General features: G+C 65.0%; 27 protein-coding genes. 4 read left to right on the top strand and 23 right to left on the bottom strand.

Annotation, left to right across the window (positions count from 1 at the left end; genetic code table 11):
* From pheS to infC, 8 genes are all read right to left on the bottom strand, one after another.
* Positions 1-1,080 (bottom strand): phenylalanine--tRNA ligase subunit alpha, encoded by a 1,080-nt coding sequence (gene pheS / locus FDN03_RS04000; protein ID WP_171021123.1) that lies wholly within the window; start codon positions 1,078-1,080, stop codon positions 1-3.
* Positions 1,081-1,190: 110 nt separating this feature from the next.
* Positions 1,191-1,841 carry a hypothetical protein gene (locus FDN03_RS03995; protein WP_138174343.1) on the bottom strand — a complete coding sequence of 217 codons (651 nt, stop codon included), beginning with the start codon at positions 1,839-1,841 and terminating at the stop codon, positions 1,191-1,193.
* A gap of 181 nt (positions 1,842-2,022) precedes the next feature.
* Positions 2,023-2,457, bottom strand: a complete 435-nt coding sequence (locus FDN03_RS03990; protein ID WP_138174341.1) for an NUDIX domain-containing protein — start codon at positions 2,455-2,457, stop codon at positions 2,023-2,025.
* Between the two features lie 25 nt (positions 2,458-2,482).
* Entirely contained in the window at positions 2,483-3,475 is a 993-nt protein-coding gene (locus FDN03_RS03985) for a cation diffusion facilitator family transporter (RefSeq protein WP_138174339.1), read from the bottom strand.
* A gap of 91 nt (positions 3,476-3,566) precedes the next feature.
* Positions 3,567-4,448, bottom strand: a complete 882-nt coding sequence (locus FDN03_RS03980; RefSeq protein WP_138174337.1) for an RNA methyltransferase — start codon at positions 4,446-4,448, stop codon at positions 3,567-3,569.
* Positions 4,449-4,591: 143 nt separating this feature from the next.
* The gene (gene rplT, locus FDN03_RS03975; protein WP_138174335.1) at positions 4,592-5,290 is read right to left on the bottom strand and encodes a 50S ribosomal protein L20; all 699 of its coding nucleotides are present in this window, start codon (positions 5,288-5,290) and stop codon (positions 4,592-4,594) included.
* 112 nt (positions 5,291-5,402) lie between these two features.
* Positions 5,403-5,597, bottom strand: a complete 195-nt coding sequence (gene rpmI, locus FDN03_RS03970) for a 50S ribosomal protein L35 (protein WP_138174333.1) — start codon at positions 5,595-5,597, stop codon at positions 5,403-5,405.
* 179 nt (positions 5,598-5,776) lie between these two features.
* A complete protein-coding gene (infC, locus tag FDN03_RS03965; protein ID WP_138174331.1) occupies positions 5,777-6,457 on the bottom strand; it encodes a translation initiation factor IF-3 in 681 nt (226 codons plus the stop codon).
* A 291-nt stretch (positions 6,458-6,748) separates the two neighbouring features.
* On the opposite strand from infC, the gene FDN03_RS03960 reads away from it, so the two are divergent.
* Positions 6,749-7,114, top strand: coding sequence for a DUF1844 domain-containing protein (locus tag FDN03_RS03960; RefSeq protein ID WP_138174329.1), 366 nt, complete (start codon positions 6,749-6,751; stop codon positions 7,112-7,114).
* A gap of 108 nt (positions 7,115-7,222) precedes the next feature.
* Here the strand turns inward: FDN03_RS03960 and FDN03_RS03955 are convergent, their stop codons facing one another.
* From FDN03_RS03955 to FDN03_RS03910, 11 genes are all read right to left on the bottom strand, one after another.
* A complete protein-coding gene (locus FDN03_RS03955) occupies positions 7,223-8,560 on the bottom strand; it encodes an MFS transporter (protein WP_138174395.1) in 1,338 nt (445 codons plus the stop codon).
* 43 nt (positions 8,561-8,603) lie between these two features.
* Positions 8,604-9,488, bottom strand: a complete 885-nt coding sequence (locus FDN03_RS03950) for an SseB family protein (protein WP_138174327.1) — start codon at positions 9,486-9,488, stop codon at positions 8,604-8,606.
* 169 nt (positions 9,489-9,657) lie between these two features.
* Positions 9,658-9,828, bottom strand: a complete 171-nt coding sequence (locus tag FDN03_RS03945; RefSeq protein ID WP_138174325.1) for a DUF4236 domain-containing protein — start codon at positions 9,826-9,828, stop codon at positions 9,658-9,660.
* Positions 9,829-9,905: 77 nt separating this feature from the next.
* A complete protein-coding gene (locus FDN03_RS03940) occupies positions 9,906-10,631 on the bottom strand; it encodes an HNH endonuclease family protein (protein WP_246049778.1) in 726 nt (241 codons plus the stop codon).
* 107 nt (positions 10,632-10,738) lie between these two features.
* A complete protein-coding gene (locus tag FDN03_RS16730; protein WP_246049777.1) occupies positions 10,739-11,677 on the bottom strand; it encodes an excalibur calcium-binding domain-containing protein in 939 nt (312 codons plus the stop codon).
* A 475-nt stretch (positions 11,678-12,152) separates the two neighbouring features.
* Positions 12,153-12,893, bottom strand: coding sequence for a bifunctional 1-(5-phosphoribosyl)-5-((5-phosphoribosylamino)methylideneamino)imidazole-4-carboxamide isomerase/phosphoribosylanthranilate isomerase PriA (gene priA, locus FDN03_RS03930; protein ID WP_138174323.1), 741 nt, complete (start codon positions 12,891-12,893; stop codon positions 12,153-12,155).
* Positions 12,894-12,926: 33 nt separating this feature from the next.
* The gene (locus FDN03_RS16385) at positions 12,927-13,076 is read right to left on the bottom strand and encodes a hypothetical protein (protein WP_171021122.1); all 150 of its coding nucleotides are present in this window, start codon (positions 13,074-13,076) and stop codon (positions 12,927-12,929) included.
* A 2-nt stretch (positions 13,077-13,078) separates the two neighbouring features.
* Complete coding sequence (hisH, locus tag FDN03_RS03925; protein ID WP_138174321.1) at positions 13,079-13,714, bottom strand: imidazole glycerol phosphate synthase subunit HisH; 636 nt, start codon at positions 13,712-13,714, stop codon at positions 13,079-13,081.
* Positions 13,715-14,335 carry an imidazoleglycerol-phosphate dehydratase HisB gene (gene hisB / locus FDN03_RS03920; RefSeq protein ID WP_138174319.1) on the bottom strand — a complete coding sequence of 207 codons (621 nt, stop codon included), beginning with the start codon at positions 14,333-14,335 and terminating at the stop codon, positions 13,715-13,717.
* 12 nt (positions 14,336-14,347) lie between these two features.
* Positions 14,348-15,472, bottom strand: a complete 1,125-nt coding sequence (locus tag FDN03_RS03915) for a histidinol-phosphate transaminase (protein WP_138174317.1) — start codon at positions 15,470-15,472, stop codon at positions 14,348-14,350.
* Positions 15,473-15,545: 73 nt separating this feature from the next.
* Positions 15,546-15,902 (bottom strand): LysM peptidoglycan-binding domain-containing protein, encoded by a 357-nt coding sequence (locus tag FDN03_RS03910; RefSeq protein WP_171021121.1) that lies wholly within the window; start codon positions 15,900-15,902, stop codon positions 15,546-15,548.
* Positions 15,903-16,162: 260 nt separating this feature from the next.
* Here FDN03_RS03910 and lexA point away from each other — a divergent pair, with 260 nt between their 5' ends.
* Complete coding sequence (gene lexA, locus FDN03_RS03905; RefSeq protein ID WP_138174313.1) at positions 16,163-16,882, top strand: transcriptional repressor LexA; 720 nt, start codon at positions 16,163-16,165, stop codon at positions 16,880-16,882.
* Positions 16,883-17,008: 126 nt separating this feature from the next.
* Here lexA and FDN03_RS03900 read toward each other — a convergent pair whose 3' ends face one another.
* Positions 17,009-17,482: an NUDIX domain-containing protein gene (locus FDN03_RS03900; RefSeq protein WP_138174311.1), complete on the bottom strand. Its 474-nt coding sequence runs from the start codon at positions 17,480-17,482 to the stop codon at positions 17,009-17,011.
* Positions 17,479-18,552, bottom strand: a complete 1,074-nt coding sequence (locus FDN03_RS03895; RefSeq protein ID WP_138174309.1) for a glycoside hydrolase family 76 protein — start codon at positions 18,550-18,552, stop codon at positions 17,479-17,481. The genes FDN03_RS03900 and FDN03_RS03895 overlap by 4 nt, the downstream gene beginning before the upstream one ends.
* Before the next feature lie 141 nt (positions 18,553-18,693).
* Between FDN03_RS03895 and FDN03_RS03890 the strand changes: the two genes are divergently transcribed.
* Positions 18,694-19,677 (top strand): NADPH:quinone reductase, encoded by a 984-nt coding sequence (locus FDN03_RS03890; RefSeq protein ID WP_138174307.1) that lies wholly within the window; start codon positions 18,694-18,696, stop codon positions 19,675-19,677.
* 25 nt (positions 19,678-19,702) lie between these two features.
* Here the strand turns inward: FDN03_RS03890 and FDN03_RS03885 are convergent, their stop codons facing one another.
* Both FDN03_RS03885 and hflX read right to left on the bottom strand, forming a co-directional pair.
* Positions 19,703-21,694: an ATP-dependent DNA helicase gene (locus FDN03_RS03885; RefSeq protein WP_138174305.1), complete on the bottom strand. Its 1,992-nt coding sequence runs from the start codon at positions 21,692-21,694 to the stop codon at positions 19,703-19,705.
* Positions 21,687-23,255, bottom strand: coding sequence for a GTPase HflX (gene hflX, locus FDN03_RS03880; protein ID WP_138174303.1), 1,569 nt, complete (start codon positions 23,253-23,255; stop codon positions 21,687-21,689). The genes FDN03_RS03885 and hflX overlap by 8 nt, the downstream gene beginning before the upstream one ends.
* 430 nt (positions 23,256-23,685) lie before the next feature.
* Between hflX and FDN03_RS03875 the strand changes: the two genes are divergently transcribed.
* On the top strand, positions 23,686-24,291 hold the full coding sequence (locus tag FDN03_RS03875; protein WP_138174301.1) for a methyltransferase: 606 nt from the start codon (positions 23,686-23,688) through the stop codon (positions 24,289-24,291).
* The last annotated feature ends 246 nt before the right edge of the window (positions 24,292-24,537 follow it).

Genomic DNA, 24,537 nt, shown 5'->3' with positions numbered 1-24,537 from the left:
TTAGATCTCCATCCCGAAGTGCTGGCTGAAACGGACGTCGCCCTCGATCATGTCGTGCATGTCGGGCACATCGTTGCGGAACATGAGCGTGCGCTCCACGCCCATGCCGAACGCGAACCCGGAGTACACCTCCGGGTCGATGCCCGCGGCGCGCAGCACGTTGGGGTTGACCATGCCGCAGCCGCCCCACTCGATCCAGCGCGGCCCGCCCTTGGCGCCGGGGTGCCAGATGTCCAGCTCGGCGCTGGGCTCGGTGAACGGGAAGTAGGCAGGGCGCAGGCGGATCTCGGCTTCGGCGCCGAACATCTGCCGGGCGAAGTGCTCCAGGGTGCCGCGCAGGTCGGCCATGGTCAGGCCCTTGTCCACGGCCAGGCCCTCGAACTGGTGGAAGACCGGGGTGTGGGTGGCGTCCAGCTCATCGGTGCGGAAGGTGCGCCCGGGGCAGAGCACGTACAGCGGCACCTCGCGTTCGAGCATGGAGCGCACCTGCACCGGGGAGGTGTGGGTGCGCAGCACCAGGTGCGCGTCGGCCGGTTCGATGAAGAAGGTGTCCTGCATTTCGCGGGCCGGGTGGTCCGGCTTGAAGTTCAGCGCATCGAAGTTGAACCACTCGGATTCCACTTCCGGGCCCTCGGCGATTTCCCAGCCCATGCCCACGAAAATGTCCGCGACACGGTCCTGCAGCACCGACAGCGGGTGGCGGGCGCCCAGCGGGCGGCGCACCGGGGCGGCGGTGACGTCCACGGTCTCCTCGACCAGGATGCGTTCGGCCTCCTCGGCCTGCAGCACCTCGGTGCGCGCGGCCAGGGCCTTGTTCACCTTGCCGCGGGCGGCGCCCACCAGCTTGCCGGCGGCGGCCTTCTCGGTCTTGTCGAGCTTGCCGATCTGCCGGTTGGCCAGGGACAGCGCGGACTTCTCCCCGGTGTGCGCCAGGCGGGCGGCCTTGAGCTCATTCAGGTCGGCGGCCGCGGCGATGGCCGACAGGGCGGCCTCGACGGCGGCGTTCACGCCCTGCTCATCGGTGGGGTGCGGTGGCGCGGCGCCGTCCACCGGCGTTTCTTGGATTGTCTGGTCAGACATGGGGATCTGGTGATCCTTCTCTTCGCTGGTAATTGACTTGTTTCCCATTCTATTGGCAAGGCCCGCCAACGACTGATTCGATGACGGGCCTGATGCGTGAGTGGGCGGTTTTAGTGGGCCGCGGTGTCCTTGGCCTTGGGGGCCATGGCCAACACGATGATCAGGGTCAGCACCAGCAGGGCGCCGCCAAAGACCACGGAGTAGAACAGGGCGTAGTTGGCCTTGCCGGTGGCCTCGTATTCGGTGGCTCCCTGCACCATGTCAAAGGTCACGGTGTGACCCTCGATGGTGGCCGGGCCGGTGGTGGAGGTCACCGAGCCGGGGAAGGTCACCGACATGGTGGCCTTGGCGGCGTTGGGGTCGGTGGAGCCCGGGGCGTTGCCGCGCATGGCGAACTTGAAGCCGTCCTCGGTGGTGCCCAGCTGAACCGGCAGCTCAAAGCCCTGGAAGGCGTCCTGCAGCTGCACGAAGTTCATCGAGCTGACCGTGTTGAAGCGCAGGCCCACCCGGTCCTGGGTCTCGATCTTCTCGTAGGTCCAGTTCTCCCCGGCCATCTGGTCCAGTTGGCGGGTGTCGATCTTGGTGGCCAGCACGTCATCCAGTGAAGCACCCTGCAGCAGGGCGCGGTCGGTGGTCACCTCCACGGTGCCGCTGGCCTTGTCCTGGCCCTCGATGGTGACGTGGGCGTCCGTGTTCACGCAGCCGGCCAGGGCCAACATGGCGGTGAACATCATCGCCAGTACACCTACAAGTTTCTTCACGCGCTCTCTCCTCAGCACAGCCCCATCCAGCGGGCTCGTTCACTAGCGTTCGGTGGTCTTCTTCGCTCTATTGATCCGCCCCGCCGCGCGGGCCGAGCGTTTTTGCTCCTCCCAGCTTACGCGGGTGGGCCCGGTCGCGCCCAGTTCGCCGGGCCCGTGGCGCAGTGCCGGGCGCAAGCGCCTAGGGCCCGACCGGGGCCTTCGCGTCGGCGACGCAGGCCTGCACGATCGGTTCATCGGCCGGGATCCAGGGCACCGCCTGCCACGGCTCGGCGCCCAGCTCCAGCCAGCGCAGCTGGTCGTGTCCGTCCAGCGGGCGCGGGGTGCCGGAGGCGATGGTGGCGAACCACACGCGCATCGCCGCCCGCTCGTTCAGCGCCCAGCCCTGCTCAAGCGGACCGTAGATCTCATCGCCCAGGGTGATCTCGATGCCCAGCTCCTCGCGGATCTCCCGGCGCACCGCTTCCACCGGGTCCTCCCCCGATTCGACCTTGCCGCCGGGGAACTCCCACAGCCCGGCCAGCGCGGCCGGACGGTTGCGCCGGGCGGCCAGCAGCCGGGTGGGGTGCTGCAGCGAGTCGACCAGGGCGATCGCGACGATCTGCTTCAGGCTCATCAGGCTCTCTTCTCGTGTGCTTCACTCAGGCGGTGCCGGGCTGGCCGGGGGTGGGCCCGGGCTGCTCCGGGCTCTGCAGCCCGGCGCTTTCCGGGTCCGCCGGCAGCGCGCGCCGCTTGATGTCCGGTTCGATGTAGATCAGGCTGCGCAGCGGCACCGCGGCGCGGATGTCCTTTTCCAGCCTATCGATGTGATCGGCGATCTGCGCGCCGGTGGCGTCCGGGGCCACCACGATCTTCAGTGCGATCAGCAGCTCCTCGGGGCCCACGTGCATGGTGCGCAGGTGCACCAGTTCGGTGTCCGCGTTGGCCACGGCACCGCGGATGGCCTGCACGTGCGCCTTGCTGGCCGACTCGCCCAGCAGCAGCGAGCGGGTCTCCACGGCCAGGATCACCGCGATCACCACCAGCAGCACGCCAATGGCGGCGGTGCCCGCGGCGTCAAAGCGCCCGTCCCCGGTCAGGATGGTCAGCCCCACCCCGAGCAGGGCGAAGGTCAGGCCCAGCAGTGCCGCGGTGTCCTCCAGCAGCACCACCGGCAGTTCGGGGTTCTTGGTGCTGCGCACGAAGCTGAGCAGCCCGCGCCGCCCGCGGGCCCGGGCGCTTTGCTTGATCGCGGTGCGCAGCGAGAGCCCCTCGGCGATGATCGCGAACACGATCACGGCCAGCGGCACCCACCACCACGGCCCGGTGATGCCGTGCGGGTCGTGGAACTTCTCATACGCCTCGTAGAGGGCGAACAGCCCGCCGGCGCTGAACAGGATGATGGCGACCAGGAACGCGGACACAAAGCGCTCTCCCCCGTACCCGAAGGGGTGCTCGGTGTCGGCCTTGCGCTTGGAGCGGCGCCGCCCGATGAGCAGCACCAGCTGGTTGCCGGTGTCGGCCACCGAGTGGATGGCCTCGGCCAGCATCGAGGAGGATGAGCTGAGCAGCCAGGCCACGAACTTGGCGATGGCGATCGCCAGGTTGGCGCTGAGCGCCGCGATGATCGACTTCGTGCTTTCTTCACTCGCCATTGGCGTCCCTTTCGGCCGTGTACACCTTGTGCGGGCACCGGTGCGGTGAGCAAAAGCTGGTGCCCTGCCTCGGACTATGTCAGCAACCGGGTCAGGGGCGCAACGCCCTTGCCGAAGCGTACAGGCAGACGGTGGCGGCGGTGCCCACGTTCAGGGATTCGGCCACCCCGTACAGCGGCACGGCGATCCTGTGGTGGGCGGCCTGCTTTTCGGTCTCGTCCAGCCCCTGGCCTTCGTTGCCGAACAGCCAGGCGGTGGGCACGTCCAGGGCCGGCTGCCCGGCCGCCGGTTCCCCGCCCTGCCCGGCGCGGCGCAGCACCGCCTGGTCCTGCAGGGTGTCCAGGTCGTGTTCGGCGTAGCCGTCGGCGGCCAGCAGCTGGATGCCGTGCAGGGTGGCGGTGGAGGTCAGTTCCGCGAAGTCCACGTTGCCGATCACCGGCAGGTGGAAGAGCGAGCCGACGGTGGAGCGCACCGTCTTGGGGTTGTAGATGTCCACGCTGCCCTTGGTGAACAGCACCGCGTCCGCCCCGGCCGCGTCGGCCGCGCGCAGGATGGTGCCGGCGTTGCCCGGGTCCTGCACCCGGCAGAGCACCGCGATCAGCCGCGGTGCGGAGTCAAACAGTTCCCGCAGGTCCGGTTCGTTGCGCCGGGCGACGGCGATGATGCCCTGCGGGGTGATGGTGTCGGCCATGGCCGCGAGCACCTGTTCGGTGACGGTGCGGGCCGGGATCTGGGCGTCCTGCAGCAGTTCGCTGAATTCGGAGGAGGAGCCCAGGAAGTGTTCGGTGGCGTACACCGAGACCAGCACCTGACCGGTGGCGGCGTGCGCCTTCAGCGCCTCGCGCACGGCCTGCGGGCCTTCGACCAGGTAGTGTCCGCTGGCTTTGCGTCCGGCGCGGGTGGCCAGCCGGGCGACGGCTTTGACCTTGTCGGCCCGCAGGTTGGACATCACCGGTTCTTCATAGCTGGTCATGATTCGAGAATACCGGCAAATACGGTGCCGGGCAGAACACCAGCGGGTGCAGACCATGGTTATGGTCTGCACCCGCTGGTGTGTTTCCTCACCCGCATCCGGCGCCTGGCACCGGTGCCGGGTGGTGAAGGATGAGTAAGGCTTTACTTCATCTGCTGACGAGCTTCGCCACCGGCGGGCTCGTAGCCTGCGGCCTTGGCGGACTCGATCGAGTTGAACCAGTACTCGGCAGTGGTCTGCTCGTACCAGGTCGAACCCGGCACGTGGTACTTGTTCGAGCCGGAGTTGCCCTTGATGACGAAGCCTTCCGGAGCGTCCTGACCCTCGATGGCCTTGATGCCACCGGCGGCTTCGGCCTTGGAGGCCGAGGTGTGGGCGGAAGCAGCGGCAGGAGCCTTCTCAGCCTTCGGGGCGGCAGCCTTGGCGGCGGCGGCCTGCGGGGCCTTGGCGGCTACTGCCTCAGGCGCTTTTGGGGCGTTGACGTCAGCCGGCAGGGCACCCTTTGCTACCTGGACCAGCGCGGCGAAGGCGTTGGCGTCGGAGACGGCCAGCTCGGCCAGCATGCGGCGGTCAACCTCGACCTCGGCGGCCTTCAGGCCCTGGATCAGGCGGTTGTAGGTCATGCCGTTGGCGCGGGCAGCGGCGTTGATGCGCTGGATCCACAAGCGGCGGAAGTCGCCCTTGCGCTTGCGGCGGTCGTTGTAGCTGTATACGAACGAGTGGAGCAGCTGCTCCTTGGCCTTGCGGTAAAGGCGCGAACGCTGACCGCGGTAACCCTTGGCGCGTTCCATTACGACGCGACGCTTCTTATGGGCGTTGACTGCCCGCTTCACACGTGCCACGTGTGTACTCCTTCAAATCTTGTTCCCGCTGGCGAAGGTCCTTCTCCGGCGGTGAAAACTAGTGGTTGGTTGGGGTAAGGCTTCCCCGAGTAATGCTTGCGAAGGGGAAGGCCTAGAGGCCCAGCATCCGCTTGATGGTCTTCACATCGGCCTTGGCAACGAGCTGGTCAGAGGCCAGGCGACGGGTGATGCGGGAAGACTTGTGCTCCAGGTAGTGGCGGCGGTTGGCCTGCTGACGCGCCAGCTTTCCGCTGCCGGTCACCTTGAAGCGCTTCTTGGCGCCACTATGAGTCTTGAACTTCGGCATAGCTGCCGTTCTCCTTACGTGCTCCGATCGGATCCGTGCCGGACCCGTCGGGGATCATCCGAAGCGGGCCCCTCAAAGCGAGACGACCGCTGTTGTTCTTTTCTAGTGCGGCCCTTCCGCGGAGGAAGGACCGTTCGCCCTGAAGGCGGCGGGTTCCGGGGGAACCCGGAGGGCTCGGCTTACGCCTCGCCCTCGGCCTGGGCCCGTGCCTGCTCCAGCTTGGCGCGAGCCTCGTCGTCCATGGAGGAGGCCACGTTCTGCCCCGAGGTTTCCTGCGGAGCGTCGGTGGCGACGCGGCGCTTGGAACCACGACCGCCGGACTTCTGCTGCTGTTCGCGACGGGCCTCGGCCTTGTTCTTCAGCGGACCGACCACCATGACCATGTTGCGGCCATCGATGCGCGGGTTGGACTCAACGGCTCCAACTTCCGCAACGTCCTCTGCAAACTTCTCCAGCAGGCGGATGCCCATCTCCGGGCGCTGCTGCTCACGTCCACGGAACTGGATCATGGCCTTGACCTTGTCACCGGCGCCCAGGAAGCGCAGGGCGTGGCCGACCTTGGTTTCGTAGTCGTGCTTGTCGATCTTCAGGCGGAAGCGGACTTCCTTCAGGACCGTGTTGGTCTGGTTCTTGCGGGCCTCGCGTGCCTTGACGGCGGCTTCGTACTTGTACTTGCCGAAGTCCATCAACTTGCACACTGGAGGCTTGGCGTTGGGGGCCACCTCGACCAGGTCGAGATCGGATTCGTGAGCCAGGCGCAGGGCGTCCTCGATGCGGACAATTCCCACCTGTTCACCATTTGGGCCAACGAGGCGTACCTCAGGTACGCGAATGCGCTCGTTAATGCGTGGATCGCTGATGTGTAACTCCTGTTAGTCGTAAGTAGTGCTGCCCAGCAACGAAAAAGGCCTCCGCTGCTGATGCAGGCGAAGGCCACAAAGTCGACTACAGCACCAAGGGTTCTGCTGAACCCTGCTGCCTTGGAATCCCCGTGAGGGATTCCCGCCGAAGTACCCGGACGCCTGCACGGCGACAGCGGGTGGGAGATGGCCTCCACTTGCATGTCTCGATCATGATCCCTTGGTCACATAACCTGTTTCAGGCCAGAACCAAGTAACCCAATCGAGTCGGTCTGTGACAAGCTTAGCAGTATGAGTACCGAAGATTCCAATTCAATGCAGCAGGCCGTCGATCAGCAGGTCCGCGATATCGCCGAGGTTCCTGCCGTTGAAATCATCACCACCGCCGCGGTGCACCTGATGAGCGCCGCCGCCGTGAAGTGCGGCCTGGCCGAAGGCAAGGACGCCGCCGAGCTGAAGGACCTGGACGAGGCCCGCAAGCTGATCACCGCACTGGCAGGCCTAGTCACCGCCGGGGCGCCGGAGATCGGCTCGCAGCACGCCGCTCCCCTGCGCGATGGTCTGCGCAGCCTGCAGCTGGCCTTCCGGGAAGCTTCGATCATCCCGGATGCGCCGGGCAAGGGCCCGGGCGAGAAGTTCACCGGCCCGGTCAGCTAGTCCCTGAGCGGGGCACCGGCAGCCGAGGCTGCGATTAAAATTACATGATGCAACCGGGGGCGCGGCAGGATTTTCCTGCCGCGCCCCCGGTTTCTCTTCGGCCGTGCACTACCGCACCTGGACCAGCTTGCGCCGGGCCTTGCGGCGGATGCGGCGGCGGATCTGCTGGGCGATCAGTGCGGCGAGCACCACCACCATGGCGATCACCCCGACGGCGGCGAACGCGGCGGCCGGACCGGCCAGGTCCACCACGGCGCCGGTGACGGGGGATCCCAGCGCGGTACCGGCGGTCATCGCCGAACCGTACCAGCCCATCGCTTCCCCACGACGGTGCTCGGCCACCAGATCGGTGAGCCATTCCGAGGCCGCGGACAAGGTCGGGGCAACCAGCAGGCCGGGCAGCGCGGAGAGCAGCGCAAGGGACCAGGTGTCGGTGGCAAAGTACATCGGGATGGTGAGCACCGCCATGCCCAGCAGCAGCACGAGCGGGGAGATCCGGCGTTCGATCATGCCGTAGACCAGCCCGCCGATCAGGGAGGCGCCGCACCAGAAGAGGAACACGATGCCCAGGTCCCCCGGGTTGCCCTGCTGCTCCAGCTCGGCCACGATGCTCACCTCGGTGCCGGTCAGCAGTGCGCCGGCACCGCCCGAGGCGATGAACACGGCCAGCACCGAGGCGCTCATCCAGGTGAAGCTGGTCTTGACCTTGCGCCCGCGCTCGCGCAGCCGGGCCCGGGCGGACTTGCGTCCGGCGGCGATCAGCTCGCCTTCCACCTCGTGCACACCGGCGGGGGCGGCGGCCACGAAGCTGGCTTCGGCCCCCAGCCGCTCCTCGTGCACGTTGGCCTTCTTGGCCTTCGCCTTGGGATCCTCGCTGCGGGTGGGAGGGTTCAGCAGGAACAGCCCCACCCCGCCCAGCGAACCGAGGATGCCCACCGCGGTCAGCCCGAGCGTGGTGTCCAGCTGCGTGGCGATGATGCCGGCGGAGGCCGGGCCGACGATGAACACCAGCTCGGTGGCCATCGCATCCAGGGCGAAGGAGGAGCGTCGTTGCTCGCCGGTGGTCATTACGCCCAGCGCGGTGCGCACCACGGAGAAGACCGGCAGGGCGAACAGCCCGCCCAGGAACGCCAGCGGATAGATCCACACCAGCGGCACATGCGGCACCGTGCTCCACACCGCCACTTCGATGATGATCGAGGGAATCAGCGCCCGGCGCAGGCCCCACTGGTCTACCTGGTGCCCGCGCCACGGGGCACCCACGGCGATGCCCACGGTCATCAGGGCCACCACGATTCCGGCCGAGGCCCAGTCCTGGCCCAGGTTCAGAACCAGGTGCAGCAACAGCAGCATGCTCAGCGCCGAGTGTGGAAGTCGTGCGATCATTCCGATCACCAGCAGGCCGCCGATCGCCGGTTGGCGAAGGATCTGCCAGTAACGTTTCATGCTCAAGCTGTTGCCCTCCTAAAGGTTCATATTTGCTCGGTTCTTAACTTGGTGCGCTCAGCAGGCTGATTTCCAGGGAGTCCACCGCTTCGGCGAACTGCGGGTTGTTCGCCAGCGTCCCGTGGACCCGATTGGTGACCTCGCGGGCACGCTGTTCACTTGTGCCCGGGGCAAAGACAAACTGCAGCAGCAGCTCCGGCCCGGAGCCGCCGCCGGCCACCGGCTTGCCGCCCTTGTCCCGCGATCCGACGCCGTGTCCGGGCCCGACGCGCACCTGCCGCAGTTCGTCATGGCCCTCGGTCGCCTGGCCGATGAGTGCGCCCAGCTGTTCGTCAAGGTAGCTGGGGGTCCACTGCACCTGCTTGGCCAGGGTCCACACCCCGGGGCGGCGCAGCACAAAGGTGTAGTCGCTGCCCGGATCCAGCACTAGCAGGTCCGCTTCCTCGCTGACCGCGGACAGAGCCGCGCGCGGGGCGTAGACCGCTACCGGGCGGGCTTCGGGATGCCAGGCCTGCAGGCGTTCCACGGTGGTGAACACCGGAAGGGCCATCCGGCCATCTGGCGCCTTGATCTTCACCAGCGCCATGTCCGCTTCCTTGTCGGAGGCGAACCCATGCTCGGTCATCGCCTCTTCCCCCAGCTGGGCCACGATGGCGACAAACACCCGGGCGTCGGCCAGTGCCCGGTGCACCGCGGCCTCATCGCCGGTGCCGGCGCGCAGCTGGTCCAGGGCCTCGACGACCTGTGCGTTGGCTAGGCCGTCGTCCTTGTCGAAGTTGTGCAGCGGGTTGCCGTCCCCGCTCAGGTCGCGTCCTTCCCAGCTTTGGCCGGCCGAATCGGACTTGCTGCCGGCCTGCGCCAGGGCCGCGGCGATGTGGCCGGGCAGGTGGCGTTTGGGCTCGGGCAGGGAGGAGGAAGTGGAGCTCATGTACCCATGCTATAAGCTCGCGCAAGTGCGCCGGACCGCTTGTGACCTCGGTTAAACGTGATGTGGGCCGGGCGCGGTGTCTTCCACCGGGCCCAGCCCACTCAACACACGTACTTTAGCTGCTGCTCTCATCTCCTATTCCGGGTTGCTGCTCTAAAGCAACCCGCGCTTAGAACAACTTCTTACGGAACGAAAGGCCCTTCCCCAACCGAATGTTTACTGTTCCCCGAGAAGAGATCGAGACCGGGCCAGCCTTCTTAGAAACTGATGCCCCGGATTTCGAGATGTTTAAGGTCGTCGACTTGCCTAGTTTCTTGCGCTTGCGAAAGGTAAACCCCACCGTGGCACTCCTTTAGTTAATACAGCTAGTCAGAACGAATACAGCAGGCATGTACACCTGCTGATGTGCCGGGACCTTCAGTTACAGTGACTCTGCAGGACACGGGCACTAGCGTTGTGCTCGGCTTTTGTCATCCAGAGGTCGTATTTATATTTGACCTCGACCTGCCGCGTCACGTACTCGCACCAGAAGCCCCTATTCGGTGGCAACCACGAGGCGGCATCCCTGTCACCCTTAGACGCGTTGGTCGGCCCGTCGACCGCAAGCAGGTTTAGCGGATCATTGGCGAATTCATAACGAGACTGCGACGACAGCTTCTGCGCCCCCTTTTGCCAAGCATCCGAAAGCGCGACCACATGGTCGATCTGCACTGCGTTACTCGTTCCCTGTCCCCGTTGGAACTCGATTAGCGCACCGGTATACGGATCTTCAAGCGTCGCAGTCAAAACCACGCAGTTAGCTGTGCCCGTTTTGTAGGTGTGCACCGTAAGATCGCGGGCGAGCATGTCATTCCTCGCATCGCAACCGTTATGATCCGGATCGCCCCAACCGTTTCCGAACAAACTCCGGTCATATCCGGTTTTGGGTGCCCGCCCCTTGATTGCGATCTGTCCCAGCATCGCGGTTGCATCCGAAGTTTTGGAAGTCGTCTGCTGGGATTGATTGCTCGGGGCAGTTTCTTCGCTCTGCTCAACAACCTCATCTTCGGTCAAAGATTGAGCTGTTGGAGCCGGTTCCTCTGTGACGATCGTAATCGGCAACGCTTCCTTGCGGATGGTAATCTCCGCCGGAGGCTCGGACAATTTCGAAGGATTCTCGGCTGACGACACTTTTCCCGCCGGAATGCTCGATGGGGCGGCACAGCCCCCGAGCAGTCCGATGCAGAGGCCGAGCCCGAGTAGTCTTATCTCTACTCGCACCCGACTCCGTCACCGTCACGATCCAGATGTTTGCCATAGCCCGGTTCGCCCCTATAAACGGGCGCTGCGCCAGCATTACGTGCTTCAGTGCAGTTTTTGAAGTAACGGCTAGTATTAGGAGCTGGTTTCGGTGCCGCAGGTTTCGGTGTACTTGCGGGCTTTCGCACCTTTTTCTTCTCGGCTTCTTGCTTCGCCTTCTTCTGGGCTGCAGCTTTTTCAGCAGCGGCCTTTTCCTGGGCCGCCTTCGCGGCGGCAGCTTTTTCTTTCTTGGCCTTTTCTAGTGCAGCTTTTTCCTGTTCAGCCTTCTCTTCGGCGGCTTTCTTCGCCTCGGCCGCCTTCTTGGCCTCAGCCTCTGCTGCCTTCTTGACCTTAGCCTCGTCTGCCGCCTTCTTTTCAGCAAGAAGCAACTTCTCGTGCTCATTAGCGGTTACCCAGACAAGCGCTCCGTTCGCGTCCTTGTCACAGTACAGTTGCTCGTGGCCTTGTTCCATCACTAAGTCGTCGCCGTCGCAAAGGTCCCCTACATAGTCATCCAGCACTGGGGCCGGTGTCGGAGTGGAGGACTCGGTTGCAACTGCAGGTTCCGGGCTTGCAGAATCATTCTGCTGAACGGCGGGCGCTGCATTGGGTTCGGGTGCTGGCACCGGATTCTGAATACCGATAATGCCCGCGGCGACGATAACCAACCCGGCGAGAATACCGGTGCCCTTGGCAGCCATTTTGCGATTCGACCGAGCAACCCAGGGAATGCGGCCGACAAAGATCGCAATCGCGCCGAGCACCACTCCTAACAAGGCAAGGAGCAGGACCACTTCCGGCAGGAATATCAGAAGTAGCAGCAACCCTAAAAGGACCAGCGCTAGCAAAAGTTTTCGATTAGTTTTCGTCATTTTTGGGCTCGGTGGAGTCCCCGGAAAATTGGTGCTCATGATGTCCCCCCCAGACAGTGAAAGATACAACAATAGTCTTGGATGAGTTCGCGTTTAAAGCAAATTTGTTTAGCTAAAAAATTGTGACATTTTGATAACAAAAGAAGCCGGGGGTCTTCAGCAGTTCAAGGTTCCACCTCAGCCGTCGGCTCACCTAATGCCACGTCATCGTGAGAAGTAAACCAGTACGACGGGCGGCGTTGTTAGTGAGTGAGCAAAGGCTCCAGACAGCCGTGAGAAAGGCCCGGAGATTATGTTTGGATTGACGCGTTAGACCCGCGGGGGGGCTCCCGGACACGGTCCGTCAAATTGAATCTCTGATCCCGCACGCGAACCTGTCAGCGCAGCAGTGATCACCCCGACCACGGCTGGATGGAGTCGCTCGACAGTCGTCTTTCAACGGCGTATGGGTCCCGCGAACACTTTCCGTGTTCACGAGACCCATAATTCAACTAATCAGTTGCACCCGACTTAGCTAAGCCCGTCCGGCCGCGACTTCCAGGGCGTCCTGCAGGGTGAAGCGACCGGCGTACAGCGCCTTGCCCATGATGGCGCCTTCGACGCCCTCGGGAACCAGTTCGCGCAGCGCGCGCAGGTCATCCAGGGAGGAGATGCCGCCGGAGGCCACGATCGGCTTGTCGGTCTTGGCGCACATTTCCAGCAGCAGTTTCACGTTCGGGCCGCGCAGGGTGCCGTCCTTGGTGACGTCGGTGACCACGTAGCGCGGGCAGCCGGCGTCCTCCAGCCGGGCGAGCACCTCCCACAGGTCCCCGCCTTCCTTGGTCCAGCCGCGACCGGCCAGGGTGGTGCCGCGCACGTCCAGGCCGACGGCGATCTTGTCGCCAAAGCGCTCAATGGCCTTGGCGGTCCATTCGGGGTTCTCCAGGGCGGCGGTGCCCAGGTTCACTCGGGTGGCGCCGAATTCCAGGGCCCGCTCCAGTGAGGCGTCATCGCGGATGCCGCCGGAGAGCTCCACCTTGATCTGCAGTTCCTGGGCGATGCGCTGGACAATGTCGGTGTTGTGTCCGCGGTCAAAGGCGGCGTCCAGGTCCACCAGATGCAGCCATTCGGCGCCGTCGTTCTGCCAGGCCAATGCGGCTTCCAGCGGATCGCCGTAGCCGGTCTCGGAGCCGGCTTCGCCCTGGACCAGGCGTACGGCCTGCCCGTTGGCGATGTCGACGGCGGGAAGCAGTTCCAGGTGTGTTTGCTCGCTCATTGTTTCCTTTGTGTTCTGCGGTGGCGTAGGGCGCTACAGGGTCAGGACCCACCCGGCAATGACTGCCATGGCGGCCAGCGCCCAGCAGGCGATGATCCAGGAGATGTGGGCTTTCTGGCTTTTCAGGGAGATCGCTCCCCCGGCCAGGAAGGCTCCGACTCCCAACAAGACAACGGTCCACATGTTTAGAGGGTCTCCAACCAGTTGCGCAGCAGGCGGTTGCCCGCCGTGCCGGATTTCTCGGGGTGGAACTGGACCGCGGAGAGCGGTCCGTTTTCCACGGCGGCGACGAACGGGGTGCCGTGGGTGCTCCAGGTAACCTTGGGGGCGCTCATCGCCGGCTGGGTGATGTCAAACTCCCAGTGGCGCACGCCGTAGGAGTGCACGAAGTAGAACCGCTCCTGTTCGATCCCCTCGAACAATCGGCTGCCCTCGGAAACCTGGACGGTGTTCCAGCCCATGTGTGGGATCACTTCGGCTTCCAGGCGCTCCACGACGCCGGGCCATTCGCCCAGTCCCTGGCTGCGCACCCCGTGTTCCACGCCCTCATCGAAGAAGACCTGGTGGCCAACGCAGATGCCCAGCACCGGTCGGCCGCCGGCAACCCGGCGTCCGATCCAGCGCGGCGCGTCAATGGCCTTGAGCTGTTGCATCACCGAGGCGTAGGCCCCCACCCCGGGGACCACCAGGCCATCGGCTTCCAGGATCGCGGTGGAGTTGGCGGTCAACTCCACGTTGGCTCCGGCCGCCTCCAGGGCGCGTACCGCAGAGCGGACATTGCCGGACCCGTAGTCCAGGACGACTACGTTTTTACTTCCCACCTACAGCGCACCCTTCGTGGACGGGATTTGGTCCCCCATGCGGGGGTCGGTTTCCACCGCTTCGCGCAGCGCCCGTGCCAGGGCCTTGAACTGCGCTTCAACGATGTGGTGTGGGTCGCGCCCGGAGAGTACCTCGATGTGGGCGCAGATCTGGGCGTGGAAGGTCAGCGACTCGAAGACGTGGCGCGTCATCGACCCGGTGAAGTGCCCTCCGATCAGGTGGTATTCCTGGCCGGCCGGCTCCCCGCCGTGCACCAGGTAGGGCCGCCCGGAGATGTCCACGACGGCGCGGGCCAGGGCCTCGTCCAACGGCGCGTAGGCGGTGCCGAACCGGCGGATGCCGGCCTTGTTGCCCAGGGCGGTGCGCAGCACCTCGCCAATGGTGATGGCGGTGTCCTCCACGGTGTGGTGCACGTCGATGTGGGTGTCGCCGGTGGCGCGCACGGTCAGGTCGATCAGCGAGTGCTTGGACAGTGCGGTGAGCATGTGGTCGAAGAACGGCACGGAGGTGCTGATCTCGGACTTGCCGGTGCCGTCCAGGTCAAGTTCGACGAACACGGACGATTCGCTGGTCACGCGTTCCATGCGGGCTTTGCGGCCGCCCAGGGATTCGGCAGACATCTTCTTCCTTCGCTAGCTTCTGGCAGTTTGCTGGTGCGCCGGTTCGAGCAGCTCGCTGAGCCGGTCGAGGAAGGCGGTGGTTTCCGCCTCGGTGCCGGCGGTGACGCGCAGGGTGCCAGGGATCCCGTTGTTACGCACAATGATCCCTGCCTCGAGCAGGCCCTGCCAAATCGCTTCCGGATCCTGCAGCCCGCCGAAGAACACGAAGTTCGAATCGCTGACCGAGGGCTGCAGGCCCAGTTCGGTCAACCGGGTGACGATCCGGTCACGCTGGGTCTTGATCTGTTCGACCTCGGCCAGCAGCGCGTCCACGTTTTTCAGTGCCGCGATCGCGGTGGCCTGGGTGACCGCCGAGAGGTGGTAGGGCAGGCGCACCAACCGGATGGCGTCACTGACTTCAGGGGCCGCGGCCAGATAGCCAAGGCGTGCCCCGGCCAGCGCAAACGCCTTGGACATGGTCCGGGTGACGATCAGGCGCTGGCGGCCGGGCAGCAGGCCCAGCGCGGACTTGGTGCCGGCCAACGCGAACTCGGCGTAGGCCTCATCGACGATCACGATCGCGTTGTTCTCGCTGGCCGCCTCGTAGACGGCCTGGATGACATCCAGCCCCAGGGCGGTACCCGTGGGGTTGTTGGGTGAGCAGAGGATCACGATGTTCGGGCGGTGTTCGCGCACCTGGCTGGCCGCCGATTCGGCGCTGAGCGTGAAGTCCGCGGCACGGGTTCCGGCGATGAAGGCGGTGTCGGTGCCGCTGGCCAGCAGCGGGTACATGGAGTACGTGGGTACGAAGCTCATGACGCTGCGTCCCGGTCCACCGAAGGCCTGGAGGATTTGCTGCAGGATTTCGTTCGAGCCGTTCGCCGCCCAGATGTTCTCGGCGCGCAGTTCATGCCCCAGGTAGTCGGCGAGCAGTTCACGCAGTTCGGTGAATTCGCGGTCCGGGTAGCGGTTGAGGGTGGTGGCGGCCTTGGCCACTTCTTGTGCAATTGCCTCGACCACGGCCGGCGGCAGTGGATGGGTATTTTCGTTGACGTTCAACTGGATGGGCACGTCGATTTGCGGCGCGCCGTAGGGAGAGAGCCCGCGGAGATTCTCACGCAAGGGCAGTTGACTTAACAGTTCACTGCGGTCTTTCACACGGTAATTCTAAGCTGGGGCGGGCGCTGGCAGTGAATCAGTGACGCTCCAGGCGGTAACAATGAACCGTGGGCTACTGCTGGTCCAGGACCGGAATCTGCAGGGTTTGTCCGGCCTGCAGCACGCCGCCATGCAGCGAGTTCATTTCGCCGATGTAGCGAATGGCATCTTCCTGGTTGTAGCCTTGCGCGTATTCGCTGGCCAAGTCCCACAGGGTGTCCCCGGGAATGACGGTCACCTCCACCGTTTCAACGCCTACTGGCTCCTGGTCGGAGGCCATTACGGAGTTGGAGAACGTGGTCAGCAGGAAAGTTGCGGCCAGGGCCAGCAGGAAGACCGGAACCCCGATCAACACAACCCAGCCGCGTCGGGTCAGGCGGATTCGCATGCGTGTGGTGCTTTGATCTTTATCCAGTGCCGTAGTGGCCATGGCCGATCTCCTCTCAGGACGAGCGTGATGCGAGTTTCTAATGTTCGAACATCTCATTCGAAGATATGTTCGGATCTAGTACATCTTTTCTAACAGAGCTCGGCGACACTTGTCTAGATAGTTCGAACAAATCTTTGAAAGAGGCTTCGAAATCCACTAGGATTTCGAAGTAAATCGAGCATGAAGACATCACAACAGTCAGCACCGACAGTTTGACCGCTCGGCCATGACTCGCAATCGTTAGGGAAGGCAGAAATTACATGTCAGCATCACAACGCACTCCGCGTGCCAATGCTCGGTCGCTGACCATCCGCCAGAAGAAGATCCTGGAAACCATCCAGCGGGCCATCGGGAACAACGGCTACCCGCCCTCGATGCGTGAGATTGGCGACTCGGTCGGGTTGGCCAGCCTCTCCTCGGTAACCCACCAGTTGGGTCAGCTGGAGAAGCTCGGCTATATCCGCCGTGACCCGCGCCGTCCCCGCGCCATGGAAATTCTGCTTCCGCTGCAGCTGAACGACGAGTCTGAATCCGCTTCCAAGGAACCGGCCGCCCAGCCGGAGCCGGCCGATGAGACCAAGGTCATTGAGCTAAGCACCTCGGCGGACACCACGATGGTGCCACTGGTTGGACGCATTGCCGCCGGTGGTCCGATCCTGGCTGAGCAGAGCGTCGAGGATGTCTTCTCCCTGCCGCGTCAGCTCGTGGGCCACGGTGAGCTGTTCATGTTGCGGGTTTCGGGCGACTCCATGGTGGATGCCGCCATTTGCGACGGCGACTGGGTGGTGGTGCGCCGTCAGCAGACCGCCGACAACGGCGACATCGTTGCCGCCCTGCTGGATGAGGAAGCCACCGTCAAGACCTTCCGCCAGCGTGATGGCCACACCTGGCTGCTTCCGCAGAACTCGCGCTACGAACCGATTCTGGGCGACAGCGCCACCATCATGGGCCGAGTTGTTTCGGTGATGCGTTCGCTCTAGCCTTCCTGCCACCTTCGGCACAGTCCCGGTGTTTCGCGTTACCAAACGCGGCACACCGGGATCTTGTTTTGGCTCTGCTCGACGCTCCCACCCAAGCCGGGAATCAATTCATCCGGATAACGTCCGCTAGGGAGCGAGGCAGGTGAAGGCCGGCAGTGGCAGGCGCAGTTGTTCAAGGACCACCTTTTCGTGGGGCACCACGGGGATTGGCAGGTCATCGAGCCTGAACCAGCGAAGATCCACGGCTTTGTCCGGCTCGTGGATCTCGGGTGTGCCCTGCCAGGTGCGGCATTCGAAAAATAAGTCGACGCGGCCGGGCTGTTCCTTGACCGCAGCCGGGCGCTGCAGCACCGTCAGGGGGTGAAGATGTTCTTCGCGGACCCGTACACCCAGCTCCTCGCCGGCTTCTCGAATGGCTGCCGCTACTGCGCTTTCCCCATTCTCCAGATGCCCGGCGGCGGCAGCGCCCCAGTACCCGTCCAGGAAACCAGTGCCTCGCCGCTGTTGCAGCAACACGGCGTCGGCTTGGCGAAAGATCACGTAACTCACTGCGATGAGTCCGCTGCGTGCCGGAGGCAAGTCCTGCGGTGGAAGGCTCATGAGGTCCTTCGTTTCAGGTCGGTGCTCTGCGTGACGACCGCTGCGGCCGAGAGGATGCTCCAGCGCTGCACGGCTTCCGAGAGCTGGGCCGTCTGCTTGTCCAGGACGGTGGCGGCGGTATCGGAAACGAGCCGCGCGGCGGTTTGCCGCGCCCGCTGCGGCAGTCGGTGATCCGTAGCGGCCAGCGCCAGGTAGCGGCAGAGGATTCCGGTGAATAGGCCCCCATCCCCGCCCTGTTCCAGGCGCAGCCCCTGCTGTGGAACGGTGAGCCCACGGTCCACCGCGTCGATGAGGTCGGCGGCCTGGCGCAGGTACCGTTCGTCCCCGAGCTCCAGCCAGGCCCCAAGGATTGGGCCCTGGTTGTAGGTGTAGATCTGTCCTTCGAGCCGATGTCCGGCGTTAACCAGATAGATCCCATCCAGGTAGAGGCCCAGGGTGGGGTCGAAGAGCTTCTCGCGCATCCAGTCGACCAGCGAGGCAGCGGTTTTCCGGTCCCCGATGCGGGCGAAGTGCAGGGCCGCGGGGCCGTTGACCGGCACGTTCTTGAACGCGCGTTTGCGTGACCAGTACAGACCACCGCCAAGCACCGAATCCTGACCGCTGCGCAGTTGGCGGGTCAGCGAGTCCACCGCCGACTGGGCAAGTTTTGCCGGTTGCTGGTGCAGTTCCAGGCACAGCGCGTTCAGCCGGTGGCTGGAGAGCGCCAGCCAGGCCATGTCATCAAAGAAATAGTTCGGGAACACCCCGAAGTTGCGGATCTTGATCCCGCGCAGCAGCCGCAGCCCGCGGCGCACCTCGGCCTTGGCTGCCTCGGGTGCGCCGGCCCGCACATAGTGACACCCCATGTCCACGATCGCGTCCAGGTAGTGGGCCTGCCACCAGTAGTGCCATTCAGACCATGGGGCGTCCCCTCGGATCCGGCGCCCACGGGCTGCCGGCGCGTTAGGGGTGGGAACCGGTGCCCGCAACGCTCCGATCCAGGTGCCGGGCAGCCCCATGAGCCGGTGCCCGAAACGGTCGTTGACATCACGGGCAGCGTTGTCGGCCAGCGCGGTCCAGCTGTGGGTCATGCACTGCTCCTCTACCTGACGGGGGTCGGTGGGCAACCACCGGGTGCGGCGGTGTTCTGTGACGAGTCTACGTTTCCCGCCCAGCGCGCGCATTTGCCGCCGTACTTGGCTTGGCGTCGGCCGCGGGAGCATGCTGGAGACATGATGCGTGCAGCGGTTATCGATGTTCCCGGTCCGGCTGAATCCATTGCGGTGCGTGAGGTTCCGATTCCCAGACCGCAACCGGACGAAGTGTTGGTGCGCGCCGAGTTCTCCTGCGTGAACCATGTGGACACCTTTGTGCGTTCCGGCGCGTACGCCACCGAGCTTCCTTCCCCGTTCATCATCGGCCGGGATGTGGCCGGCACGGTCGAGGCCGTGGGTGAGTCGGTCACCGGGTTCAGCGTCGGGGACCGGGTCTGGTCAAACTCGTTGGGGTATGACAGGCGGCAGGGGTCCTTTGCCGAATTCTGCGTGGTGCCGGCCGCACGGCTTTTCACGCTCCCGCAGAACGTGGCGGATTTGCGCGGCGTGGTGGCGCTGTCCCATGCCATGACCACCGCGTGGCTGGGGCTGGGGCGCAGCGCACCGCTGGCCGCCGGGCAGTCGGTGTTCATTGGTGGGGCGGCCGGTGCCGTGGGCAGTGCAGCCGTGCAGTTTGCCTGCGCCCGGGGCGCCCGGGTGATTGCCAGCGCCGCCCCGGCGGATCATTCCTGGGTCAGGGATTTGGGGGCTGACACCGTGCTGGACTATGCCCGGCCCGACCTCATCGAAGCGGTGGCCTCCCATGTGCCCGAAGGTGCCGCGATCTGGTGGGACACGTCGGGTCACCAGCAGCTGGCCCAGCTTATCCCGGCGCTGGCCAACCGGGGCACCGTGTTGATTTCCGCGGGCCTGCAGGCCGAGGCCAGCATTCCGGTCGGTGCGCTCTACACCCGGGATGTGAGCGTGAAGGGTTTCGCCGTCTCGAACGCGAGAGCCGAGGAACTTTCTGCGGCGGCCGCCGCGCTGAATGAGTTGCTGGCCACGAGGGAGCTGAAGTACCGGGTGGATCGCGAATTGCCCTTGGAGCAGGCTGGCGAAGCCCACCGGCTGGTGGAGGCCGGTGGGCTTCATGGAAAGGTTCTGGTGCGCCTGCGCGGCTGACCCGGGCGGGGGCGGCCGGCCCCGGCTACTTGTTCGGGTTCAGCCGTTTGAGCACCCCGAGGATGACCTTCTTGTCCGGAGTGGGCCACATCGGCGGCAGCGAGCTCTTCAGGTAGCCGCCGTAGCGTGCAGTGGCCATCCGGGAATCCAGCACCGCCACCACGCCCTTGTCGTTGATCGACCGGATCAGGCGTCCGGCCCCCTGGGCCAGGCGCACCGCAGCGTGGGCGGCGGAGACCTGCATGAATCCGTTGCCGCCGTGGCGGGCGATGTCCTGGGTGCGGGCCTTGGAGATCGGGTCATCGGGGCGCGGGAACGGGATCTTGTCGATGATCACCAGCCGGCAGGCGTCCCCCGGCACGTCCACCCCCTGCCACAGGGTCATGGTGCCGAACAGGCACGCATCCCGGTCGGCGCTGAAGTCGGCGACCAGGGATTTCATGCTCGCCTCCCCCTGGCACAGGATCGGCACGTCCAGCTTCGGGCGCAGGATCGCCGCCGCCTCCTCGGCCGAGCGCTTCGAGGTGAACAGCACCAGCGCCCCTCCCCCGGAGGCCTCGATCAGATCCTCGATCTCATCCAGGGTTTCGGCGCTGAGCTGCCGCCCGGGCTTGGGCAGGTGCTTGGCCACGTACAGGATCCCCTGCTTGGGGTAGTTGAACGGACTGCCCACGTCCACGCCCTGCCAGGAGGGGGCGCCCTCCCCCATCAGGCCCAGCGCCCCGGCGACGGAGTCGAACTGGGCGCCGATGGCCAGGGTGGCGCTGGTGAGCACGACCGTGCGCCCGTCAAACAGGCCCTCGCGCAATTTGCCGGCCACCGACAGCGGCGCCACGTTCAGGGTGGCGGGGGTGGATTCATCGGCCTCCACATAGCCACGGCCCTCAACGAACTCACGCGGCCGTGACGTCCAAATCACCTCGCGGCGTTCCTCGTGCTCCAGCATCCGCAGCGAGTCATCGAGCACCGCCTGCATCTGCGAGCGGGCCGTCTGCCGGCCACCGTCCACCGGATCCCCGGCTTCGGGCTTGGTCAGGGACAGGATGACCCGGGCCTGTTCGGCGATGTCGTTCAGTGCAATCCCGCTGGCCTCGTCCAGGCCGCGTTCCAGCAGGCCAGTGGCCTGCCCGGACAGCGCCTTGTCCAGCCGGTTGGCGGCGTTGACCATTTCATCGACGTTGACCGCGCAGTGGCGCTTCATCGACCCGGCGGCGGTGAGCACGGTGCGCGGAGACAACGCGCTGGCCACCGAGGAAGTGACCCGGTCCTGCAGTTCGTGGGCCTCATCGATGATCGCCACATCGAAGTCCGGCAGCACCGAGAGCCCCTCGAACGCGGACACCGCCAGCAATGCGTGGTTGGTGATCACCACGTCGGCCTCGGCGGCCCGGGCCCGGGCCATCTCGGAGAAGCATTCATCGGCCATCGGGCACTTTTGGGAGCCCAGGCATTCCATGGCGGAAACCGAGACCTGGCGCCAGGCCTTGTCCGAGACCCCGGGCACCAGTTCGTCCCGGTCCCCGGTCTCGGTTTCCTCGGCCCACTCGCGCAGCTTCATGACCTCGGTTGCCAGCGGGGAGAAGACCTGGCCGGCGGCCGGGGCCTCGTCCATGGCGAACAGCGTGCCCTCGTCATCCGGGTACCCGCCGCCGAGCTTGTACTGGCACAGGTAGTTGGCCCGGCCCTTGAGCAGGGAGACGTCCATGGGACGCGAAAGCTTGCCCTTCAGGGCGTTAAGCAGGCGTGGGACATCGCGGCCCACAATCTGGGACTGCAGCGCCAGGGTGGCGGTGGAGACGATCACCGGCTTGGCCGAGGTCTGGGCGTAGGCCAGGGCCGGAATCAGGTACCCCATCGACTTGCCCGTACCGGTGCCGGCCTGCACCAGCAGGTGCTCGTCCTCCTCCAGGGCGCGCACCACCTGGCGCACCATTTCCTGCTGCCCGGTGCGGCTTTGGCCGCCCATGGAGGACACGGCGGTCTCCAACAGGTCCAACGCCTGCTTCTGCTTATCCATGAATGTTGTACTGCTCCAACTCCGCAGCCAGCGACTTGCGGACCTTGACGATCATGCGGGTGCCCGATTCCTGGTGCTCGCTGTCCAGGATCTCGGCTTCGGCCTGGTGCAGCTTGGCCACCAGGTCCCCGCGCTCATACGGGATGAGCACTTCAAGCTGGATGTCCGGCCGCGGGATCGAGGAGCTGATCTTGGCAAGCAGCTCGTCGATGCCCTGCCCGGTGTAGGCCGAGACCACCACCGAGTTTGATTCGCGGTTGCGCACCCGTTCGATGACGTACGGGTCGGCCACGTCGGCCTTGTTCAGCACGATGATCTCCGGGATGTGCATGGCCTCCACCTCGGTGAGCACCTTGCGCACCGCGGCGATCTGGCCTTCGGGATCCGGGTGGGAGGCATCCACCACGTGCAGGATCAGATCCGAGTCGGCGATCTCCTCCAGCGTGGAGCGGAACGCCTCCACCAGCTGGGTGGGCAGGTTGGAGACAAAACCAACCGTGTCCGCCAGTGTGTAGGTCAACCCGTCCTCGGTGGCCGCCTGGCGCACGGTGGGATCCAGGGTGGCGAACAATGCGTTCTCCACCAGCACCCCGGCGTTGGTCAGCCGGTTGAGCAGCGAGGACTTGCCGGCGTTGGTGTACCCGGCGATCGCCACGGAGGGGACCTCGTTGCGCCTGCGGTTGGCGCGCTTGGCCTCGCGGGCCGGCTTCATGCCCTTGATCTCGCGGCGCAGCTTGGCCATCCGGTCGCGAATGCGCCGGCGGTCCATTTCGATCTTGGTTTCACCAGGACCGCGCGAACCGATGCCGCCGCCGGCGGCGCCAACCCGGCCACCGGCCTGGCGGGACATCGACTCGCCCCAACCGCGCAGGCGCGGCAGCAGGTACTCCAGCTGTGCCAGTTCCACCTGGGCCTTGCCCTCGCGGGACTTGGCGTGTTGGGCGAAGATGTCCAGGATCAGTGCGGTGCGGTCAATGACCTTGACCTTAACGATGTCCTCCAGCGCACGGCGCTGGGAGGGCGCGATCTCCGCGTCCACGATCACGGTATCCGCCCCGGTGTCGGCGACGATGCCGCGCAGCTCCTCGGCCTTGCCCGATCCCAGGTAGGTATTCGGGTCGACCTTCAGGCGACGCTGCACGACCCCGTCCAGGACTTCCGAACCGGCGGTTTCGGCCAGCGCGGCCAGTTCGCGCAGCGAGTTCTCGGCCTCCTGGGCGGTCCCTTCGGACCAGACCCCGGCCAGCACCACGCGTTCCAGGCGCAGCTGGCGATTTTCAACTTCGGTGACGTCTTCGAGTTCGGTGGACAACCCGGCTACGCGGCGCAGCGCGCGACGATCGGCCAGATCTTCCTGGAAGCCGTCGTATTCGGTGTGCTCCTGGACGAAACTGTCCAGGGCGGTGGCGCGGTTGGCGAAGATGTCCTCTTCGTCCTCGGCGGCGAACCGGTGCGTGGTCGGCGTCTGCTGCTTGTCGGCAGCCAGGATCCGGTCGATGGCGGCCTGGATCTGCTCGTCATCCATCGGCGAGTTGTTCTCGTTGGACTCGGTATTGGTCATGTTCCCCTTTGAAGTGCTGTACATTCCAGAATAGTGCTCGCTGCCCCCGGTTGGCGATTGGCCACGGGGACGTTCGATGTGATTCGACATGGTTGTCTTCCTTGCGCTGTTCGCTGCTGATTAATGATTCGAATCGGCAACACGCTGGAACAAGGGAAATTAAGATCCCTGGCAAACACTTCACCTTGAGAGCTGGGCAAGGAAGGGAAGCAGTCCAAAGAGAAAAACCCTGATGTCGTCCATGGAATCTCAACGCTGGGGGCATCAGAAATATGCCCGGGCTGTTAGCGGGATTCGCGGGTTACCGTGCTGACGGTGTTAGACGAAAATCAGGATCATGCCAGAAATTGTACCAGTTGCCCGGTCCTGGCGATATTGCGTAGCGCACATCGTTTGTTGGCCGTGAACACTCCGGGATAATCTTCGGTGTATGAGCTCGGATCACTACTTCAGCGCCACACCCGCGTCCGCCGATGAACGGCGCACCATCACGGTCGAGCTCAACGGCCAGAAGTACCAGGTGCAAACCGCTTCGGGGACCTTCTCCCCCACCGGGCTGGACAAGGGCACCGCGGTGCTCTTGGAGCACGTGCCGGCCCCACGCGGCACCGTCCTGGACATCGGCTGTGGCTGGGGTCCGGTCGCCATGACCGCGGCACTGCAGAACCCGGATTCGAAGGTTTACGGGGTTGAGGTCAATGAGCGCTCCATCGACTTGGCCCGGCTCAACGCCCAGGCGCTTGGACTGGAGAACCTGACCATCAGCGACCCCGACGGGCTCGAGGATGACCTGCAATTCGACACCATCTGGTCCAACCCGCCGATCCGCATCGGCAAGGACGCGCTGCACGAGCTGCTGCTGAAGTGGCTGCCCCGGCTGGCTCCGGGCGGTGAAGCGTGGATGGTGGTCCAAAAGAACCTGGGCAGCGATTCACTGCAGAAGTGGCTGGTGGGGCAGCTGCCAACGGACTGGAGCATCACCCGCGAGACCAGCTCCAAGGGCTTCCGCATCCTGAAGGTCACCCGGCCGAACTAATCCGTGCCCGGGCCAAGCGCCGTTCGAAGGTGGCTGGCCTTGGCCAGCACGAAGCGCTGCCTGCCTAGACGATATGAGGTGTAGGGCTTGGTAGGTCTGGTCAGAGCTGGAACCTCCGCTTCATAATGATTGAACGCTCTACGGCGTAGCGTGGATCACCAACATGATCACCACGAACCCGTGGATTTCCTCGGGTCTGTGGCGCCACTGTTGTGTTGGTGCCGACAGATGAACGAGGAGGTTCCA

This window comes from Glutamicibacter sp. V16R2B1 (assembly GCF_005774635.1).
GTDB classification, from domain to species: Bacteria; Actinomycetota; Actinomycetes; order Actinomycetales; family Micrococcaceae; genus Glutamicibacter; species Glutamicibacter creatinolyticus.
Note: the sequence above shows the minus strand (reverse complement) of the source record. Positions and strands in the feature narration are given on the sequence as shown.

Bases quoted from the DNA above. Each gene is read 5' to 3' on its own strand.
- FDN03_RS03900 (WP_138174311.1), bottom strand. From the start codon at position 17,482: ATGAGCCTTCCACCGCAGGACTTGCCTCCGGCACGCAGCGGACTCATC.
- FDN03_RS03990 (WP_138174341.1), bottom strand. From the start codon at position 2,457: ATGAGCCTGAAGCAGATCGTCGCGATCGCCCTGGTCGACTCGCTGCAG.
- lexA (WP_138174313.1), top strand. From the start codon at position 16,163: ATGTCAGCATCACAACGCACTCCGCGTGCCAATGCTCGGTCGCTGACC.
- FDN03_RS03950 (WP_138174327.1), bottom strand. From the start codon at position 9,488: ATGAGCTCCACTTCCTCCTCCCTGCCCGAGCCCAAACGCCACCTGCCC.
- FDN03_RS03910 (WP_171021121.1), bottom strand. From the start codon at position 15,902: ATGGCCACTACGGCACTGGATAAAGATCAAAGCACCACACGCATGCGA.
- hisB (WP_138174319.1), bottom strand. From the start codon at position 14,335: ATGTCTGCCGAATCCCTGGGCGGCCGCAAAGCCCGCATGGAACGCGTG.
- FDN03_RS16385 (WP_171021122.1), bottom strand. From the start codon at position 13,076: ATGTGGACCGTTGTCTTGTTGGGAGTCGGAGCCTTCCTGGCCGGGGGA.
- priA (WP_138174323.1), bottom strand. From the start codon at position 12,893: ATGAGCGAGCAAACACACCTGGAACTGCTTCCCGCCGTCGACATCGCC.
- FDN03_RS03890 (WP_138174307.1), top strand. From the start codon at position 18,694: ATGATGCGTGCAGCGGTTATCGATGTTCCCGGTCCGGCTGAATCCATT.
- FDN03_RS03895 (WP_138174309.1), bottom strand. From the start codon at position 18,552: ATGACCCACAGCTGGACCGCGCTGGCCGACAACGCTGCCCGTGATGTC.
- FDN03_RS03885 (WP_138174305.1), bottom strand. From the start codon at position 21,694: ATGGATAAGCAGAAGCAGGCGTTGGACCTGTTGGAGACCGCCGTGTCC.
- hflX (WP_138174303.1), bottom strand. From the start codon at position 23,255: ATGACCAATACCGAGTCCAACGAGAACAACTCGCCGATGGATGACGAG.
- FDN03_RS03960 (WP_138174329.1), top strand. From the start codon at position 6,749: ATGAGTACCGAAGATTCCAATTCAATGCAGCAGGCCGTCGATCAGCAG.
- FDN03_RS03985 (WP_138174339.1), bottom strand. From the start codon at position 3,475: ATGGCGAGTGAAGAAAGCACGAAGTCGATCATCGCGGCGCTCAGCGCC.
- pheS (WP_171021123.1), bottom strand. From the start codon at position 1,080: ATGTCTGACCAGACAATCCAAGAAACGCCGGTGGACGGCGCCGCGCCA.
- FDN03_RS16730 (WP_246049777.1), bottom strand. From the start codon at position 11,677: ATGAGCACCAATTTTCCGGGGACTCCACCGAGCCCAAAAATGACGAAA.
- FDN03_RS03980 (WP_138174337.1), bottom strand. From the start codon at position 4,448: ATGACCAGCTATGAAGAACCGGTGATGTCCAACCTGCGGGCCGACAAG.
- FDN03_RS03955 (WP_138174395.1), bottom strand. From the start codon at position 8,560: ATGAAACGTTACTGGCAGATCCTTCGCCAACCGGCGATCGGCGGCCTG.
- FDN03_RS03875 (WP_138174301.1), top strand. From the start codon at position 23,686: ATGAGCTCGGATCACTACTTCAGCGCCACACCCGCGTCCGCCGATGAA.
- rpmI (WP_138174333.1), bottom strand. From the start codon at position 5,597: ATGCCGAAGTTCAAGACTCATAGTGGCGCCAAGAAGCGCTTCAAGGTG.